The organism is Enterobacter sp. E20 (assembly GCF_000801755.2).
In the GTDB taxonomy this organism is placed as follows: domain Bacteria; phylum Pseudomonadota; class Gammaproteobacteria; order Enterobacterales; family Enterobacteriaceae; genus Enterobacter; species Enterobacter asburiae_B.
Genome location: NZ_CP012999.1, coordinates 38492 through 57146, shown reverse-complemented (window position 1 = coordinate 57146; position 18655 = coordinate 38492). Strand labels below are relative to the sequence as shown.

Sequence of the window (18655 nt, the reverse complement as noted above, 5' to 3'; positions counted from 1 at the left end):
GACAGCGTGGTGTCGGCCTGGCCCGTCAGCGTTGCATCCGAAAGTGCCATCCCCTGCCCGCCCGCGACGGTCAGCGCCCCGCCCTGTGCCGACACGCCGCCGCCGTTGACGGTAAGGGTGTCCTGACTGTTCAGCGTCGCCGCGCCGCGGGAGATAAGGGAGGTATTGCTGAGCGTCATCGCCTGCCCGCTGCTGACCGCCAGCGCGCCCGCGCTGTTTGTCCCGCCGCCCGTCATCTGCACTTTCCCCGCAGCGGAAAGGCGCATGTCGCCCTGGCTGGCGAGCGTGCTGTTACTGAGCTCCACATCCTGCGAGCTGGCCACGTTCAGCGCGCCCCCTGCCTGATGGCTGCCGCTGAGGGCCACTCCCGCGCCCTTCGCGCTAATCGAGCCGCTGGCGAGGCTGTTCCTGACCGTCAGTTTCCCGCCCGCATCCAGCTGAATGTCGCCCTGGCGCGCGGTGAGGTTGCCGAGGTTCACCCCGACGCCCGCCTCGCTGGAGACCAGGCGGATACGGTTCGCATACATCCCGCCGAGCGCGCCGGTATCCACCGCCACCACGGGCGCGGCGCCCTCGCCGGCAATTGGCCTGACGCTGCCGTCGGCACCCACGCGGTTCGCCCCTGCGGTCACCGTCAGGTCGTTCGCGTGGATCGCGGCGTTCACCTCCGTTGCGCGCGCAATAATCGACAGCGCGTCGCTCTTGCTGGCGTCCAGCCCCTGGCCTTCAACCGTGATGGCCCCTTTCGTCACCTCCAGCGCCAGCAGGTTACCGCTGGCGTCAAACTGCGGCTTGCCGGTGGTCAGGGTGACGTTCGGGGTGTTGATAAATCCGCACCCGTTACAGGTAATGCCGTAGGGGTTGGCCACCATGACGTTTGCCGCCTTACCGGCGACTTCCGTGTAGCCCTGCAGCTGCGAGCGGCTGGCGCCCGTGACTTCGTTGATGATGCCTTTCGCTTCCCGCCCGGCCTGCAGGTTGGGGTTGTTCTGAATAAGCCCGCCCAGCTGGGTCCGGGTTAAACGGTCCGTGCCGTTGTTGAGGATAAGCCCCTCGCTGCCGACGTTATACTCGCCGAACTGGTTATGCGAAATGCCCGCCCCGTTCGGGGTGGCAATGTTGACGACCGGCACCCCGTTCCCCGCCCGGTCGACCGTGGTCTGCCCGGCCGGCGTAAGCGCCGCCGCGACGGCGGGTGCCACCGGCTGCCAGACCATCAGGCCGCAGACAATCCAGCTGATCAGACGCTGCGAGAAACGAACGGGTGGGTGACGGGTATCCATAGTCGTAGAGTCTCTTAAAGCATGAAGGCAATGCGCCAGTTAACGCTCACATGATCCGGGCCGAGCCAGTCGGGGTAGTGCAGGGGCGTGCCGACCGAAATCTGGCTGCTGTACCCGCGCCCAGCGCTGCTCAGCCCCACCGAACCGCCCCACAGCGTGCCGGAGGCAAAGCGGTCCTGACGGTCTTTTTCCAGCCAGCCGCCGTCAACGGCGACCGTTGCGCTTACCGCGCCAATCACCGGGAGGGTGAAGAGGGAATACCCCAGCTCGTTACGCCAGTAGCCGCCGTTATCCCCGGACAGGTACTGTTCTTTAAAACCGCGTACGGAGCTTTCGCCGCCGAGCGTCAGGCGCTCGGCGCCGTACAGCCGGTCGGGCGACCACTGGCCGTAGGCGCTGGTCAGCCACCACGCGTTACGGGCAACAGGACGCTGGAAGCTGGCGTTCAGGCTCCATTTGCGGAATTCCGCCCGCGGCATATCCCCGGATTTATTTTCATCGGTTTCGGCATTGAACCACGGCATGCCGTGGCTCCAGGTCGGGTTGAAGGTCGCCACGCCGCCCAGCATTTTTTGCGTGTGGGTAATTCCCAGGACCAGGCTGGAGAGGTTGCGCGTGCTGCTCTTAAGCGGCGCGTCGTTCAGCCAGTTGCGGCTGGAGCGCTGAACCACGCCCGCCGCAATGCCGGTTTTGACATCCCCGTTGCGGAAAACCACCCAGGACGCGTTAAGGCGGTGGGTTTTCGTATCGCCCGTGGAGAGCCAGTTGAAGCCCTGGTTACTGATGGTGGTCCGGTAGTTGCTCCAGGCGTAGCTGTAGTCCAGCAGTCCGTAACCAGACGGCACGCTGACGCCCGCCTGGAAATTCTGCGCATCGTACGCGCTGGCAAAATCACTGCTGCGCCCGCCGCTGACAAACCATTTATCCGCCAGCCCCAGCATATTATTGGCGGTGAGCACGCCGTTAAGCTGGTTTTCACCGGTGCTCTTCTGCCCGCTATTATCCAGGCTCACGGATGCACTTAACGGAAATTCCGGCTTGCCCGTGAGATTAACGATGGAATATCCGGCCTGCGTTCCCGGCAGAATTTCAATCTGCACCGGTTCGGCGCGCAAACGGTTAATTTGCTCCATCCCCTGTTCGATGTCGCGTAAATTAAGGATGCCGCCTGTCCGTCCCGGAAACGCCATTTTCAGCATGCGCGGCGTTTCGCCTTCCAGACGGATCGCTTCCAGCCGTCCTTCCAGCACCACAATATTCAGCTGACCGCCGGAGAGATCCTGCTCGGTAAGAAAAGCGCGGCTGGTGATATATCCCCGGCTGATATACCAGTCAGAAATACGGGCGAGAAGCTCCGTTATTTTCGCCATATCCAGACACCGGCCCTGCCACGGCGCGACAAGGGCCTGCCGGGTTTTCGGGGAAATGAGGGTCGTGCCGGAAAGGGTAATGGTATCAATGGTGAAGCAGGGCCCGGCACCGGCTGCAGGCAGAGGCCTGGCAGGCGCGGGGCGAGGAATACTCCGCTCCAGCTCTTCACGCTGTTGCTGGTTCTGTAATAAAAGCTGCTGCTGTTGCTGCTGAATAGTATCGCGATCGGCTGGCGACAAGGGTGCAGCGTTAACGCTTGCTGAAAAAAGCGCACCCGATAAGATAAAAATAATATAATTTGCTAATGAAATTATTCTTCTTTCTATTTTATTGCTATTCATCCATGCCACAAAATTTATTCGCAATTAATATTTTCGAAATATAAGAGCATTCTTAATGCGAGTATATCTAATTTGCGTTAGGGCGAAGCAAATAAAATATTTTTTCAGAAAAATGAGAGGTGGATTAAGAAAAAATAAGAAGTGATTTAACTAACCCTTAAATCTTGAGTTAGCCGTAATACACTAGCTGTGAAGACGGAACGTTTTTCTCCATTCCGCAGGGCTCACCCCAAAACGCGCCTTAAACTGCTGCCGCCAGGTGACGGCGGAATTAAATCCCACCAGTTCGGCCACGCGCTCAATCGGCATATTTCCGGCTTCAAGCAGGAGCTGGCTGCGCCGCAGGCGTTCGGCGGTAAGCCAGTCGGCGACGCTCATCCCCGTGGCTTGAATAAAATGACGGGTCAGGGTGCGGCGGCTCATCGAAACCACCTCCGCCAGTGAGTCCAGGCTATGCGGTTCGGTAATGTGCTGCTGAAGATAATCGATCAGGCAGTTAATGCGTCCGTCGCGGGTATCTTTGGGTACCGGCTGGGCGATGAACTGCGCCTGACCGCCCTCGCGGTGGGGCGGAACAATCATCCGACGGGCAATCTGGTTGGCGACCACGCTGCCAAAGCGCTGACGAATGATATACAGGCAGCAGTCCAGCGCCGCCGCGGTTCCGGCGGAGGTGATGATATTGCCGTCATCCACGTAGAGCGCATTGATATCCAGCTGAACGTGCGGGAAAAGGGACTGGAACTGATGCTCGAACTCCCAGTGGGTGGCCGCACGTTTGCCGTCGAGGAGCCCCGCCCAGGCCAGCACAAACGACCCCAGACACAGCCCGACGATTTCCGCGCCGTTGTCTCTCGCCCGCACCAGGCTGTCGAGCAGCGTCTGGGGCGGGCGTTCAAGAACGTGCTGCCAGTAGGGAACGACGACAATATCGGCCTGACCAATGGCGGTAAAATCCTGCGTGGCGTTGAGGGCAAATCCGTCTTTTGAGGTGAGAAACCCCGGCGTTTCGGCGCAGATCGTCACGTTAAAGCGCTTTTCGCCGGAGACCGAATCGCCAAACAGAATGCAGGGAACGGAGTAGTGGAACGGGCTGAACCCGTCTACCGCGACAATCGCGACGTTGATTAGCGACATCAGTTCCTCCTTTCCCTTTAACGCACTCAGAATATAACGGTTTCGCCATCCTGGGGAATGCTCACTGCGTCACTCACCTGATTGGCTTCAACGTACTCACGCAGCGCGCTGCGGGTCAACAGGCAGTGGTTAATCGCCTCCATATGGATTGCCACAATGCTGGCCTGCGGCAGCAGGAAATGAACGTTGAGCACATCCTCCTGCCCCATAATAATGGGCCCAAAACCAATGACGTGGGCATAGCCAGCGTTCAGCACCACCACGTCCGGCTGGTGCTTTTGCAGATCGACCGCCACTTCGTCACGCCAGACGGTATCCCCGGCAAGATAGAGCGTCTTCTCATCGGGATGACGCAGCACCACGCCGCAGGCCTCGCCCAGACGCTCCGCCAGCTCCGGCACGGCGTAAGCGCGATCGGTGCCGTGCTGCCCGCCGTGGGTTTTCGTAATCTGAATATCGCCGAAGAAGGTCGCGTCGGTCATGACCGTCAGGTTGCTGAATCCCTGGCTGCGCAGCAGCGCGGCGTCACGATCGTTTTGCACGTAGATCGGTTTGTCTTTGGCGATCAGCTCCGCCGCAGTGCGATCCCAGTGATCGTCATGAGTATGGGTGACGATCACCGCGTCGGCGTCCAGCAGCGTGTTGACGTCAACGGGGAGTTCGACCGTCGGGTTACGGCGTTCGGCATACGCCGTGCCGGGAAAGCCCGGATAAGCCCCCTTCGGGGCCAGCATCGGGTCGATTAAAAGACATTTTCCGGCGTAGGAAATCAGCTGGGTGGCGTTGCGAATGTGGGTAATGTTCATGGGCTATCCTCCGGTGGGTGTGATAAGGAGGATAGCCAGCCGTCGCACTTGCCGCAGTGGGTTAAAGGGCGATTACCGATGGAATCGGGCCAATTTAAGCAACCCGTTTTCCGTCAGATCGTTTACCAGCCCGGCACCGCCCCGCCGTTAAAGATCGTCTCAGCCGCTTTTGCCACTTCAGGCGACTGATACGACTGGATAAACGTCTTCACGTTCTCCGCGTCCTTGTTGTCTTCGCGCGTCACCACGATGTTCACGTACGGCGAGTTTTTGTCTTCAATAAAGACGCTGTCATGCACCGGCGACAGCCCGGTTTGCTGAATATAGGTAGTGCTGATGATGGCGACATCCACTTTCGGGTCGTCCAGCACGCGCGGCAGCTGCGCCCCTTCCAGCTCCATAATTTTCAGCTGTTTAGGGTTGGCGGTAATATCCAGCGCCGTCGGCAGCAGCCCGGTGCCCGGCTTCAGGGTAATGAGCTTCTCCTTTTGCAGCAGCAACAGCGCGCGGCCAAGGTTGGTCGGGTCGTTTGGAATGGCAATCGTCGCCCCGTCCTTCAGGTCAGAGACGGATTTAATTTTGCGGGAATAACCAGCCATCGGAAAAACAAAAGTGTTCGCTACGGCCACCAGCTTGTAGTTATGCGCCTTGTTATCCTCAGCGAGGAACGGGCGATGCTGGAAGACGTTGGCATCCAGTTCTCCCTGGTTGGTGGCATCGTTGGGCAACAGCGAGCCGCTGAAGCCGACCAGCTCAACGTCCAGGCCATATTTCTCTTTTGCCACCTTTTTGGCGACTTCCGCCACGTCCTGTTCAGCGCCGTTGATGACGCCCACTTTAATGTGTTTGGCATCGCTGCCACTTTGATCGCACCCTGCCAGCAGCAGGCCAGCAAGTACCAGAGCACCCAATCGACGTTTCACAAGACAGTTCCTTTTGCTAAATGTTGTAGTGACTATATCGACAACGAGGCGGTGAAATAAAAACCGAAAAAGAATCAATAAGAAGGATAAGTTATATGCGGGTTTTGCCGGGTGGCGCTGCGCTTACCCGGCATGAGGGATCACGACGTTGTCGTCCAGTCCTCGACGGTAAGCTCCTGCACCATTCTGAATGCACGATCGTTAGTCACAATCGTTGTTCTCCGACTGATAGCATGCGCAGCGATCAGTTGATCGAGATCGCCCATCACTTTTCCTCTCTTCTCCATTGCTGCGCGGAGTTCGCCGTACGTTGCGGCGGCGTCACTATCCAACATATGCAGCATATTCTAGAGTCCTTCAAAGGGATCTCTTGTTGTATAGCTCTGATTACGTTCCTCTTTGCTGAGGAATGAATCAGGAACATGGGTCTGCTTCAATAAACGTAAAAAGTTATCTCGATGCCGCTCTTTCTCCGATCTCGCAGTCAAAACGACATTCCCCTCCTCATCCCGCCGGATATAGACGCTCTCCGTATCAAACGCGAATTCAGCAGGCAGCATTACGGCCTGATTCCGCCCCTTCTTGAAGAGTTTTGCTGTGCGTTCCATTGCCATCTCCATGGTTTACTTGACCAGGCCAAAGCATGCGCCAGGGCCTGAAAAGAAGACAAGCAACACGCTTCAAATTAGGAATGCGACTCGCAATAAATAGCTGAATCCCTAATCACAGAAACGGATTTAAAGCGCTTTCGCCAGATAATGCCGCTGCATGCCCGGATAAGGATAATCCTGCAAAGACATTTGCAGCTGGTACCCCTGTTTTTCATAGAACGGGCGCGCCTGGAAGCTGGCGGTATCGACCAGCGCGTGCTTGCAGCCTTTGCGTCTGGCTTCCTCTTCGGCCGTTTTGATGAGCTGGCTGCCCACGCCGGATCCGCGCACGGTCTCGCTGACCCAGAGATAGTCGATATTCAGCCAGTCGCCTTTACGCACCCCAATTAGCCCGCCGAGCATAACGCCTTTATCGTCTCGTACGTAAACGCCAATGTCGCCGCTAAAGGTCGCCATATCCAAAAATTGCCCGTTATAGGCTCTTAACCCCACAAATAACTCTTCTTTTTCAGCGGGCGTTACATTATTTGTTATGCTCAGGTGCATTTTTCTCTCCTTATTTTCTATGCAATCTGAATATCTCACAGCTTAACCTCCACAAAAACTCCTCATTCCCTCCATTTTTTAAATACGGAAACATTCCCTCAATATCTAAATAAAAAAGGCCTTTCCAATACGCACCCAAAACGTATACTGAGAACGATCATTCTCACTTTTACACGGTAGCCGACGATGAGTACGAAACTGGAAGAACGACAAAAACAACGTCAGGACGAGATCATCACCGCCGCGCGTCGTTGCTTTCGCGCCAGCGGATTTCACGCCGCCAGCATGTCGCAGATCGCCAGCGAAGCGAAGCTCAGCGTCGGGCAAATTTACCGTTATTTCAGCAACAAAGACGCGATTATCGAAGAGATGATCCGCCGAATCATCGACTCACGCATTGAGGAGATGCAGGGTAAAACCCTGGTGGAAGGGATGCCGCAGGCGCTCGCCTGGCGACAGACCCTCAACGAAGATGACGATGCGCTGATGCTGGAAATGTCCGCTGAGGCCACGCGTAATCCGCAGGTGGCGACGATGCTGATCGAAGCTGAATCGCGCATGTTCGCCAACGCCTGCGCGCACCTGAAAAAGCAGTTTCCCCACCTGAGCGACGAGCATATTCGCTGCTGCGTGGAGATTACCGCCGTGATGATTGAGGGAACGATTTATCGTCGATTAACCCCCTTAAAAGTCCCGTCAGAACAATTAGAACCCCTTTATCAGGATATTTTAAATATGCTTTTCTCTGCGAAGTAATCGCATATGAATAATTAGCGGGAATAAGTAATTCCCCTTTTTTACATTTCTGGCTCAGCCAGAGATGCGGTATCGCTGTGCCTCTAAATTGTCCTCCTCCCCGTTAAGCCATTAACGGGGCTGGCGTCGTTCACCCTGGAAAAAGATTATGAAAAACATAACAACCTCCATCGCGGCATTATTTCTCCTGACCGGGTGCGATAATGCGCAAACATCTGCTCCCCAGCGTCCTCTTCCGGATGTGGGGATTGTCACGCTCATGAGCCAGCCGGTGTCCGTCGTCAGCGAACTGACCGGCCGCACCACCGCCGCCATGAGCGCCGAAGTGCGCCCGCAGGTGGGCGGCATTATCCAGAAGCGGCTGTTCACCGAAGGCGATACGGTCAAGGCCGGACAGGCGCTGTATCAAATTGACCCTTCCAGCTATCGCGCGGCGTTTGATGAAGCCGCCGCGGCGCTGAAGCAGGCTCAGGCGCTGGTAGCGGCCGACTGCCAGAAGGCCCGGCGCTATGCGCAGCTGGTGAAAGACGACGGCGTGTCGCGCCAGGACGCAGAGGACGCACAGTCCACCTGCGCGCAGGACAAGGCCAGCGTCGAGTCAAAGAAGGCCGCGCAGGAGAGCGCGCGCATTAACCTTAACTGGACCACCGTTACCGCGCCGATTGCCGGACGCATCGGTATCTCCTCCGTCACGCCCGGCGCGCTGGTGACCGCCCAGCAGGATACCGCGCTCGCCACCGTTCGCGGGCTGGACAGTATGTACGTCGACTTAACCCGTTCCAGCGCCGATCTGCTGCGTTTACGCAGGCAAACCCTTGCCACCAATAGCGATACGCTAAGCGTCTCCTTAATCCTCGAAGACGGCAGCACCTACGGTGAGAAAGGCCGCCTGGCGTTAACCGAAGTGGCGGTGGATGAATCAACCGGCTCGGTCACGCTGCGCGCCGTCTTCCCGAATTCGCAGCACCAGCTCCTGCCGGGGATGTTCGTTCGCGCCAGGGTAGATGAAGGCATCATGAACGACGCGATCCTGGCACCGCAACAGGGCATCACCCGCGACGCCAAAGGCACCGCCACCGCGCTGGTGGTGAATGCCGGCAATAAGGTCGAGCAGCGTCAGCTGGAGACGGGCGACACCTACGGCGACAAATGGCTGGTGCTGAGCGGCCTGAAGGCGGGCGACAGGCTGATTGTGGAAGGTACCGACAAAGTGACTCCCGGGCAGGAAGTGAAGGCCGAAGAGATGAAAGCTGCGGGAGGAAAAGCCTGATGTTTTCCCGCTTCTTCGTGCGTCGCCCGGTTTTTGCCTGGGTTATCGCCATTCTTATCATGCTCGCCGGGATGCTGGCGATCCGCACGCTGCCGGTGGCGCAGTACCCGGACGTCGCCCCGCCGTCGATCAAAATCTCCGCCACCTACACCGGTGCCTCCGCGCAGACGCTGGAAAACAGCGTGACGCAGGTGATCGAGCAGCAGCTGACCGGGCTGGATAACCTGCTCTACTTCACCTCCACCAGCAGCTCGGACGGGTCGGTGAGCATTACCGTCACCTTCGAGCAGGGAACCGACCCGGACACCGCCCAGGTGCAGGTGCAGAACAAGGTTCAGCAGGCAGAATCGCGCCTGCCGACCGAGGTGCAGCAGTCCGGCATTACCGTCGAGAAATCGCAGAGCAACTTCCTGCTGATCATGGGCGTGTACGACAAAACCGACTCCGCCAGCAGCTCGGATATCGCCGACTGGCTGGTGAGCAATATGCAGGACCCGCTGGCGCGCGTGGAGGGCGTCGGCAGCCTGCAGGTGTTCGGGGCGGAATACGCGATGCGCATCTGGCTTGACCCGGCGAAGCTGGCGTCCTATTCGCTGATGCCTTCCGACGTGCAGAGCGCGATTGAAGCGCAGAACGTGCAGGTTTCCGCCGGTAAAATCGGCGCGCTGCCCTCGTCGAACGCCCAGCAGCTGACCGCCACCGTCCGCGCCCAGTCGCGCCTGCAGACGGTCGATCAGTTTAAAAACATCATCGTGAAGAGCCAGTCCAGCGGCGCGGTGGTGCGCATCAGCGACGTCGCCCGCGTGGAGATGGGCAGCGAAGATTATACCGCCACCGCGAAGCTCAACGGCCACCCGGCGGCGGGTATGGCGGTGATGCTTTCACCGGGCGCGAACGCGCTCAACACCGCCACGGCGGTGAAAGATAAAATCGCCGAGTTCAAAAAGTCGATGCCGGAAGGCTACGACGTGGCCTACCCGAAAGACAGCACCGAGTTCATCAAGATCTCCGTTGAGGACGTGATTCAGACCCTGTTCGAAGCCATTATCCTCGTGGTGGTGGTGATGTACCTGTTCCTGCAAAACATCCGCGCGACGCTGATCCCGGCGCTGGCAGTACCTGTCGTTCTGCTGGGCACCTTCGGCGTGCTGGCGCTGTTCGGCTACTCCATCAATACCCTGACGCTGTTTGCGATGGTGCTGGCGATCGGGCTCCTGGTGGATGACGCCATCGTGGTGGTGGAAAACGTCGAGCGTATTATGCGCGACGAGGGGCTGCCCGCCCGGGAAGCCACCGAGAAATCGATGGGCGAAATCTCCGGCGCGCTGGTCGCCATTGCGCTGGTGCTCTCTGCGGTATTCCTGCCGATGGCCTTCTTCGGCGGATCCACCGGGGTGATTTACCGTCAGTTCTCGGTCACCATCATTTCGGCGATGTTCCTCTCCGTGGTGGTGGCGTTGACACTGACGCCCGCGCTCTGCGGCTCGATCCTGAGCCACACGACGCCGCACAAAAAGGGCTTCTTCGGCGCGTTTAACCGCTTCTACAGCAGGACCGAGCGCGGCTATCAGAACAAGGTGCTGCGCGCCCTGCGCCGTTCCGGCGGCATGCTGGTTATCTATGCCCTGCTCTGCGGCGCGATGGGCTTCGCCATGCTTAAGCTGCCGGGCAGCTTCCTGCCAACGGAAGATCAGGGCGAAATCATGGTGCAGTACACCCTGCCAGCGGGCGCAACGACGGTACGTACCGCCGAAGTCAGCCGCCAGGTGCGCGAGTGGTTCCTCACGAAAGAAAAAGCCAATACCAACGTGATCTTCACCATTGAAGGCTTCAGCTTCAGCGGCAGCGGCCAGAACGCCGGGATGGCGTTTGTCTCCCTGAAAAACTGGTCCGAACGTAAAGGCGATGAGAATACCGCGCAGGCCATCGCCCTGCGCGCCACGCAGGAGCTGAGCACCATCCGCGATGCGACAATCTTTGCCATGACGCCGCCCGCGGTGGACGGCCTGGGCCAGAGCAACGGCTTTACCTTTGAGCTGATGGCAAGCGGCGGCACCGACCGCGACGCGCTGCTGAAGCTGCGTAACCAGCTGATTGGCGAGGCCAATCAGGACAGCTCGCTGCACGCCGTGCGCGCCAACGATCTGCCGCAGATGCCGCAGCTTCAGGTGGATATCGATAACAACAAGGCCGTGTCGCTGGGGCTGTCCCTGAGCGACGTTACCAACACCCTCTCCAGCGCCTGGGGCGGGACCTACGTGAACGATTTTATCGACCGCGGCCGCGTGAAAAAGGTCTACATCCAGGGCGACAGCGACACCCGCGCCGTACCGTCGGATCTCAACAAATGGTTTGTGCGCGGCAGCGACAGCACCATGACGCCGTTCTCCGCCTTCGCCACCACCCGCTGGGAGTACGGCCCGGAAAGCCTGGTGCGCTACAACGGCTCGGCGGCGTATGAAATACAGGGCGAAAACGCCAGCGGCGCCAGCTCCGGCACGGCGATGGGCAAAATGGAGCAGCTGGCAAACAGCCTGCCGTCCGGCAGCACCTGGGCGTGGAGCGGTTTGTCGTTGCAGGAAAAACTGGCGAGCGGTCAGGCGATGAGCCTGTATGCCCTCTCGATCCTGGTCGTGTTCCTGTGCCTGGCGGCGCTGTATGAGAGCTGGTCGGTGCCGATTTCGGTCATTCTGGTGATCCCGCTTGGCGTGCTAGGCGCGGCCGTCGCCGCCTCCCTGCGCGGCCTGAACAACGACGTCTACTTCCAGGTGGCGCTGCTCACCACTATCGGCCTGTCGTCGAAGAACGCCATCCTGATTGTCGAGTTTGCCGAAGCCAAAGTCGCTGAAGGGTACTCTCTGACGCGCGCCGCACTGCGTGCCGCCCAGACGCGTCTGCGGCCGATCATCATGACCTCGCTGGCGTTTATCGCAGGGGTTACGCCGCTGGCCGTGGCAACCGGTGCAGGCGCCAACAGCCGCGTGGCAATTGGTACCGGCATTATCGGCGGAACGCTGGCCGCGACGCTGCTGGCGATCTTCTTCGTCCCCTTATTCTTTGTACTGGTGAAACGACTGTTCTCCGGTAAACACGCGAACCGGAGGTCATAATGTTTCGTGTATCTATTTTAGCGTTAGCCCTGCTGAGCGCGGGCTGTGTGTCGTTAGATCCAACGTATCAACGCCCGGACGCCCCCGTCCCGGCAACCTTGCCCGGCGCGCACGGCGAAGCCACCGCCGTGGTGAGCCAGTGGCAGCAGGTGATGAACGATGCGCGGCTGAAAAGCGTGGTGACGATGGCGCTTAACAGCAACCGCGACGTGCAAAAAGCGATTGCTGATATCGACGCCGCCCGCGCCCAGTACGGTGAAACGCGCTCGTCCCTGTTCCCGACGGTGGACGCGGAGCTGAGCCACACCCGCAGCCGCACGCTGGCAAGCGGCGTCGCGACAAGCGATGAAGCCAACGGCGCGGTCTCCAGCTTCGAGCTGGATCTGTTTGGCCGCAACCAGAGCCTCTCCCGCGCCGCGCGTGAAACCTGGCTTGCCAGCGAGTTCACCGCGCAGAACACGCGCCTGACGATGGTCAGCGAGCTGACCACGGCCTGGGTGACGCTGGCGGCGGATAACAGCAACCTGGCGCTGGCGAAATCCACGATGGAGAGCGCGGCAAACTCGCTGAAGATTGTGAAGCGCCAGCAGGACGTTGGCGTGGCGGCCGCCACGGACGTCAGCTCGGCAATGGCGGTCTATCAGCAGGCGCGCGCCAGCGTCGCGAGCTATCGGACTTTGGTGATGCAGGACAAAAATGCCCTCAATCTGCTGGCGGGCGATACGGTGCCGGACAACCTACTCCCCGGCACGCTGGAGAGCCTGAGCGATAACGCCATCACGCTGATCCCGGCGGGCGTCAGCTCCAGCACGCTGCTGCGTCGTCCGGATATTCAGGAGGCGGAGCATAACCTGCTGAGCGCCAACGCCAACATCGGCGCGGCGCGGGCCAACTTCTTCCCGACCATTTCACTGACCGCCAGCGCGGGCGTCGGCAGCGACTCGCTCTCCTCCCTGTTCAGCCACGGGATGAAGGTCTGGTCGTTCGCGCCGTCCATCACCCTGCCGCTGTTCAGCGGCGGGAACAATCTGGCGCAGTTGCGCTACGCGGAAGCGGAGAAGAAGGGGCTGATCGCCACCTATGAGAAAGCCATCCAGAGCGCGTTTAAGGACGTGGCCGACGCGCTGGCGCGGCGTGAAACCCTGAGCGAGCAGCTCGACGCCCAGCGTGAATACGTCGCGGCGGAGCAAAAAACGCTGGATGTGGCAACGCGCAGCTATAAGGCGGGCGCGGGGGATTATCTGACAGTACTGACCGCGCAGCGGTCGCTGTGGTCGGCGCAGGAATCGCTGATCGCGCTGCAGCAAACCGACCTGGAAAACCGCATCACGCTGTGGCAGTCGCTGGGGGGCGGTATTCAGTAGCGCTTGCCGGGAAGTTCATGACAGGCGGTGAAGAGAAAATTCATACTTTCGGCTGGCGTCGCTACACTGAATGTAACGATATATTTCATGGGAAGCATGTGACTTCTAAAGGGGGTTGTTGATGAAAGCTGCGCACCTGGTCTGCCTGCTGGTTTGTCTGCTCTTCGCCGCGTTTGTCCATGCTCAGGAAAAGGATGACCCCGCGAAAGAGGCGCAAATAAAGCAGCAGGTCCTTAAAGATATTAAGAAAACCTGTACGCCACAGAAAAAGCAGAGCGATAAAGCCTGGCAGGAGATGATTTTGTCGTCCGAGGCCAATCAGCTGCTGATTAAAAATGCCATTACCGCCGTAAAGCGCGACAACCTGGATGCCTACTGGGGGGCGATTGGTCAGGTGGATTGTATGGAAGATTATTGAATTCCCGCCGGGTGGCGCTGCGCTTACCCGGCCTGGAAAACATGTTTAACGCTTCCGCATATCCGGAATGATGAGATCCCCGCGCAGAACATAGGACCCGAGCATCTGCGTTTTCTCCGTCAGCCAGCTCACAATACGCGCCGCCATCGCGTCCATGGAATATTCAATTGCTGGGATCACTGGAATGCCCGGCAGGTGCAGCGATCCGGCAAGGCTGAAGACCATAATGTCGTCCGGCACCGATTTATTAAACGCCTGCAGCTGCGGGATCACCCGCTGGGCTTCCTGCTCGTCCGCCACCAGCAGCGCGTTGAAATTCAGGGTGCTGGCGTTGTTAAGCAGCTCCTGCAGCGCAACGGATGAAGAAGTCGCGTCCATAAAGACCAGGTTGCGATTAAAAGGCAGGAAATTTTTCTCCAGCGCGTGCTTGTAGCCGAGCAGCACCTGGTCGGCAAAACCGCTGCCGTGGGGGTGGATCAGCGCAATCTGGCGACGACCCTGGCTGGTGAGGTAGTTACATGCGGTTTCGGCGGCAAAGGCGTGATCGAACTGAATGCTGTTGGAATTATCAGATTCCATGCAGTCCACCAGAATGACGTTGTCCATCTCCACGTCCAGCGGGAAACGGGCGCCAATCACCAGGATATCATCGCAGAGTCCGCAGGAGAGTTCTTCAAGGGCGTGCATCACTTCCGCTTTGCTGTGCGCGAAGCGCAGCAGGAGGTGTTTTTGATGCTGGCTGAGCTGTTTTTCCAGCGCGTAGAGATATCCGGTGGTCTGGTTAATGTTTTCCTGCGCGCAAATCACCCCGATACAGCCCGTCGACTGGCTCAGCAGCGACTGGGCAATCACGTTGGGACGATAGTTCAGCTCATCCACGGCCTTCAGAACGGCCTGACGGCTGGCTTCCTTTACGCCACGCGACCCACTCAACACTCGCGATACCGTGGCTTTAGACACCCCGGCAAGACGTGATACATCATTGATTGTCGACATCTCTTTCCCCTGGCAGGCTTACCTCGCGCCTGCAAATTCCATCACCGCTTCGGCTCACATTATAGCCAGAACGGAGTATATCCGTTTCCGTTTTCCATGGAAACCGATTTTCCGTTTCCACTCAAAATGATGTCAAAACAGCCAAATTATGTGACCCACATCCGGTTAATTAGCCTCATAAGTAAGGGATATTGATGGTTGTCACACTTCTGTCTTTTATGAATGGAAACCGGTTTCCGTATAATGTCCAATCATCCTCGCAATAACTTTTTACATTTAGAGGATGGTTGTCGATGTTCAAGATTATGCTGTGCTGCTCTGCCGGGATGTCCACCAGCCTGTTGGTCAGCAAAATGGTCGATGTCGCGAAAGAACGTGGTTTGCCGGTGAAGATTGATGCGTACGGTGTTTCCGAATTTGATACGCAGTTTCCGCAATACCAGGTTGTCCTTCTCGGACCGCAAGTGAAATACATGTTAAAGACACTCTCAGACAAGGCGGCTACGAAAGGCATTCCGGTGCAGCCCATCGACATGATGGACTACGGCATGCAGCGTGGCGATAAAGTACTGGACTATGCTCTGTCGCTCATCGAAGCGGCACACTAAAAGGTGTTCACATGAGTTCGTTATATCAATCCATGGTCGCGGTGATTGAGCAGTCAATTACCCCGCTGGCCGCCAAGCTGGGCCAGCAAAAGTATGTGATTGCCATCCGCGACGGCTTTACCGCCGCGCTGCCGTTTATGATCATCGGCTCGTTTATGCTGGTGTTCATCTTCCCGCCGTTCTCGGCGGATACCACCAACAGCTTTGCCCGCGGCTGGCTGGATTTCTCCCAGACCTATCGCGAACAGCTGATGCTGCCGTTTAACCTCAGCATGGGCGTGATGACCTTCTTCATTTCGGTGGGAATTGGGGCGAGCCTGGGGCGTCAGTTCAACCTCGACCCGGTGATGTCCGGCCTGCTGGCCTTTATGGCCTTCCTGCTGGTCGCCGCACCCTATGCCGACGGCAAAATTTCGACCCAGTATCTCTCCGGCCAGGGCATCTTCACCGCGCTGATCACCGCCATTTACGCCACCCGCGTTTACGCGTGGCTGAAGCAGAACAACGTGACCATTCGCCTGCCGAAGGAAGTGCCAACCGGCGTGGCGCGCTCGTTTGAGATCCTGATCCCGGTGATGGTGGTGATCGGCACGCTGCACCCGCTGAACCTGTTCATCGAAGCGCAGACCGGAATGATCATCCCGCAGGCGATCATGCACCTGCTGGAGCCGCTGGTGTCCGCCTCTGACTCCCTGCCCGCCATTCTGCTCTCCGTGCTGCTGTGTCAGATCTTCTGGTTCGCCGGTATTCACGGCTCGCTGATCGTCACCGGCATCATGAACCCGTTCTGGATGGCGAACCTCTCGGCAAACCAGGCGGCGCTGGCGGCCGGCGCGGCGCTGCCGCACGTTTACCTCCAGGGCTTCTGGGATCACTACCTCCTGATTGGCGGCGTAGGCTCTACCCTGCCGCTGGCGTTCCTGCTGCTGCGCAGCCGCGTTACCCACCTGCGCACCATCGGCAAAATGGGCGTGGTGCCAAGCTTCTTCAACATCAACGAACCGATTCTGTTCGGCGCGCCGATCATCATGAACCCGATGCTGTTTATCCCGTTCGTGTTCGTTCCGCTGGTTAACGCCTGCCTGGCGTACGGCGCAACCAAACTCGGCTGGCTGGCGCAGGTCGTCTCGTTGACCCCGTGGACCACCCCTGCACCGATTGGCGCCTCGTGGGCGGCAAACTGGGCGCTGAGCCCGGTGGTGATGTGCCTGGTCTGTATGGTGATGTCCGCGCTGATGTACCTGCCGTTCCTGCGCGCCTATGAGCGTACGCTCATCAAAAACGAAGAGCAGAAGGCCCAGGCAACCGTCGGCGCCGCCGAGACCGCCAGCAATTAAGTCAAAGAGGAAGAGTCATGAAATACGCATTTCCCGATAACTTCTGGTGGGGCAGCGCAAGCTCCGCTCTCCAGACGGAAGGGGCAAGAGAGGGGGAAACCACGTGGGATTACTGGTTTGCCCGCGAGCCAAACCGTTTTCACAACGGCGTGGGGCCGCAGCAGACCTCCACGTTTTATCAGCACTGGAAAACGGATATTCAGCTGTTAAAGCAGCTGAACCACAACAGCTTTCGCACCTCGATTAGCTGGGCGCGCCTGATCCCCGACGGTATCGGTGAAGTGAACCCGGAAGCGGTCGATTTTTACAATCAGGTCATTGATGAGCTGAATGAACAGGGCATCACGCCGTTTATGACCCTGTTCCATTTCGACATGCCGATGGCGATGCAGGAGATCGGCGGCTGGGAAAACCGCGACGTGGTGGACGCCTACGCCCGCTATGCGCAGATTTGCTTTGAGCTGTTCGGCGATCGCGTGCTGCACTGGTTTACCTTCAACGAGCCGATCGTGCCGGTGGAAGGCGGTTATCTGTACGACTTCCACTACCCCAACGTGGTGGATTTTCGTCGGGCAGCCACCGTGGCGTATCACACCGTGCTGGCCCATGCGAAGGCGGTTCAGGCCTACCGCGCCGGACATTACGCGGGGGAGATTGGCATCGTGCTAAACCTGACGCCGTCGTACCCGCGTTCGCAGAACCCGGCAGACGTGAAGGCGGCGCACATCGCGGACCTGATGTTTAACCGCAGCTTCCTTGACCCGGTCCTGCGCGGCGAATACCCGGCAGATCTCGTAGCGCTGCTGAAATCCTGCGATCAATTACCCGCCTGTAAACCGGAAGACGGCTTCCTGATTGCGGAAGGGAAAATCGACCTGCTCGGCGTGAACTACTATCAGCCGCGTCGCGTGAAGTGTCGCGACAGCGCGGTGAACCCGCAGGCGCCGTTTATGCCGGAGTGGTTCTTCGATAATTACGAGATGCCGGGCCGCAAGATGAACCCGTACCGCGGCTGGGAAATCTACGAGCCGGGAATTTACGATATTCTGGTCAACCTGCGCGACAACTACGGCAACCCACGCTGCTTTATTTCTGAAAACGGCATGGGCGTCGAAAACGAGCAGCGTTTTATTGAAAATGGCCAGATTAACGATCAATACCGCATCGAGTTTATTTCCGAACATTTAGCCTGGCTGCATAAGGGTATTAGCGAAGGGTGCAATTGTCTCGGCTACCATATGTGGACGTTTATTGATAACTGGTCGTGGTGCAACGCGTATAAAAATCGCTACGGATTTATCCAGCTCGATTTAGAGACGCAGAAACGCACCATTAAGAAAAGCGGAGAGTGGTTTGCCGCTACCGCGTTAAATAATAGTTTTGAAAAAGAGTAATGATGATGATCGCATTAGAAGAAGCCGTAATGGAAATTATCGTCAATGCCGGACAGTCCCGCAGCCTGTGCTTTGAAGCGCTGCACGCGGCGCGTCAGGGCAACATTGACGAAGCCAAAAGCCTGCTGCGCGAAGCCGACGGCTACGCGCGCCAGGCGCACAAGATGCAGACCAAACTGATCGAGCAGGATGCGGGCGAAGGCCGTCAGCCGATGACGTTAATTATGGTGCACGCGCAGGATCATTTAATGAATTCATTATTAGCGCGTGAACTGTCCGAAGAAATTATTCATTTATATCAGAGATAGTCTATGGCGAAATAATTATTGTAATACCTCTGTACCCTAAATAGAGATCCACTTGTTCTGATGATAGCGACATACT

Annotated in this window: 16 protein-coding genes and 2 pseudogenes; 9 read left to right on the top strand and 9 right to left on the bottom strand. The window is 58.2% G+C overall.

Annotated elements, in window-relative coordinates; translation table 11 throughout:
* Positions 1-425: 425 nt before the first annotated feature.
* From NI40_RS24425 to NI40_RS00235, 8 genes and pseudogenes are all read right to left on the bottom strand, one after another.
* Positions 426-1217: pseudogene (locus tag NI40_RS24425) on the bottom strand (filamentous hemagglutinin N-terminal domain-containing protein); the annotation flags it as partial.
* A gap of 80 nt (positions 1218-1297) precedes the next feature.
* The gene (locus NI40_RS00265; protein ID WP_055703366.1) at positions 1298-2995 is read right to left on the bottom strand and encodes a ShlB/FhaC/HecB family hemolysin secretion/activation protein; all 1698 of its coding nucleotides are present in this window, start codon (positions 2993-2995) and stop codon (positions 1298-1300) included.
* 183 nt (positions 2996-3178) lie between these two features.
* Positions 3179-4132: a GlxA family transcriptional regulator gene (locus tag NI40_RS00260; protein WP_039260385.1), complete on the bottom strand. Its 954-nt coding sequence runs from the start codon at positions 4130-4132 to the stop codon at positions 3179-3181.
* Between the two features lie 26 nt (positions 4133-4158).
* On the bottom strand, positions 4159-4938 hold the full coding sequence (locus NI40_RS00255) for an MBL fold metallo-hydrolase (protein ID WP_039260384.1): 780 nt from the start codon (positions 4936-4938) through the stop codon (positions 4159-4161).
* 122 nt (positions 4939-5060) lie between these two features.
* Positions 5061-5861, bottom strand: a complete 801-nt coding sequence (nlpA, locus tag NI40_RS00250) for a lipoprotein NlpA (RefSeq protein WP_039260383.1) — start codon at positions 5859-5861, stop codon at positions 5061-5063.
* A gap of 140 nt (positions 5862-6001) precedes the next feature.
* Positions 6002-6190: pseudogene (locus NI40_RS00245) on the bottom strand (PIN domain-containing protein); the annotation flags it as partial.
* Positions 6191-6208: 18 nt separating this feature from the next.
* The gene (locus NI40_RS00240; protein ID WP_039260382.1) at positions 6209-6469 is read right to left on the bottom strand and encodes an antitoxin; all 261 of its coding nucleotides are present in this window, start codon (positions 6467-6469) and stop codon (positions 6209-6211) included.
* Between the two features lie 129 nt (positions 6470-6598).
* Entirely contained in the window at positions 6599-7018 is a 420-nt protein-coding gene (locus tag NI40_RS00235; RefSeq protein ID WP_039260381.1) for a GNAT family N-acetyltransferase, read from the bottom strand.
* A gap of 186 nt (positions 7019-7204) precedes the next feature.
* Between NI40_RS00235 and NI40_RS00230 the strand changes: the two genes are divergently transcribed.
* The 5 genes from NI40_RS00230 to NI40_RS00210 all read left to right on the top strand — a co-directional run bounded on the left by NI40_RS00230 (position 7205) and on the right by NI40_RS00210 (position 13936).
* Positions 7205-7774 (top strand): TetR/AcrR family transcriptional regulator, encoded by a 570-nt coding sequence (locus NI40_RS00230; RefSeq protein WP_033144322.1) that lies wholly within the window; start codon positions 7205-7207, stop codon positions 7772-7774.
* A 148-nt stretch (positions 7775-7922) separates the two neighbouring features.
* The gene (locus tag NI40_RS00225; RefSeq protein ID WP_039260380.1) at positions 7923-9044 is read left to right on the top strand and encodes an efflux RND transporter periplasmic adaptor subunit; all 1122 of its coding nucleotides are present in this window, start codon (positions 7923-7925) and stop codon (positions 9042-9044) included.
* Positions 9044-12154, top strand: coding sequence for an efflux RND transporter permease subunit (locus NI40_RS00220; RefSeq protein WP_039260379.1), 3111 nt, complete (start codon positions 9044-9046; stop codon positions 12152-12154). Before NI40_RS00225 ends, NI40_RS00220 begins: the two co-directional genes overlap by 1 nt.
* Positions 12154-13518: an efflux transporter outer membrane subunit gene (locus NI40_RS00215; protein ID WP_039260378.1), complete on the top strand. Its 1365-nt coding sequence runs from the start codon at positions 12154-12156 to the stop codon at positions 13516-13518. The genes NI40_RS00220 and NI40_RS00215 overlap by 1 nt, the downstream gene beginning before the upstream one ends.
* 121 nt (positions 13519-13639) lie before the next feature.
* The gene (locus NI40_RS00210; protein ID WP_023309843.1) at positions 13640-13936 is read left to right on the top strand and encodes a YicS family protein; all 297 of its coding nucleotides are present in this window, start codon (positions 13640-13642) and stop codon (positions 13934-13936) included.
* Between the two features lie 45 nt (positions 13937-13981).
* Here the strand turns inward: NI40_RS00210 and NI40_RS00205 are convergent, their stop codons facing one another.
* Complete coding sequence (locus NI40_RS00205) at positions 13982-14932, bottom strand: LacI family DNA-binding transcriptional regulator (RefSeq protein WP_039260377.1); 951 nt, start codon at positions 14930-14932, stop codon at positions 13982-13984.
* A 293-nt stretch (positions 14933-15225) separates the two neighbouring features.
* On the opposite strand from NI40_RS00205, the gene NI40_RS00200 reads away from it, so the two are divergent.
* From NI40_RS00200 to NI40_RS00185, 4 genes are read left to right on the top strand one after another with little or no spacing between them, the layout of a single operon-like run.
* The gene (locus tag NI40_RS00200) at positions 15226-15540 is read left to right on the top strand and encodes a PTS sugar transporter subunit IIB (protein WP_039260376.1); all 315 of its coding nucleotides are present in this window, start codon (positions 15226-15228) and stop codon (positions 15538-15540) included.
* Positions 15541-15551: 11 nt separating this feature from the next.
* Positions 15552-16877: a PTS sugar transporter subunit IIC gene (locus tag NI40_RS00195; RefSeq protein WP_039260375.1), complete on the top strand. Its 1326-nt coding sequence runs from the start codon at positions 15552-15554 to the stop codon at positions 16875-16877.
* A gap of 17 nt (positions 16878-16894) precedes the next feature.
* Positions 16895-18271 carry a glycoside hydrolase family 1 protein gene (locus NI40_RS00190; RefSeq protein WP_033144327.1) on the top strand — a complete coding sequence of 459 codons (1377 nt, stop codon included), beginning with the start codon at positions 16895-16897 and terminating at the stop codon, positions 18269-18271.
* Positions 18272-18276: 5 nt separating this feature from the next.
* Positions 18277-18579 (top strand): PTS lactose/cellobiose transporter subunit IIA, encoded by a 303-nt coding sequence (locus NI40_RS00185; protein ID WP_029741865.1) that lies wholly within the window; start codon positions 18277-18279, stop codon positions 18577-18579.
* The last annotated feature ends 76 nt before the right edge of the window (positions 18580-18655 follow it).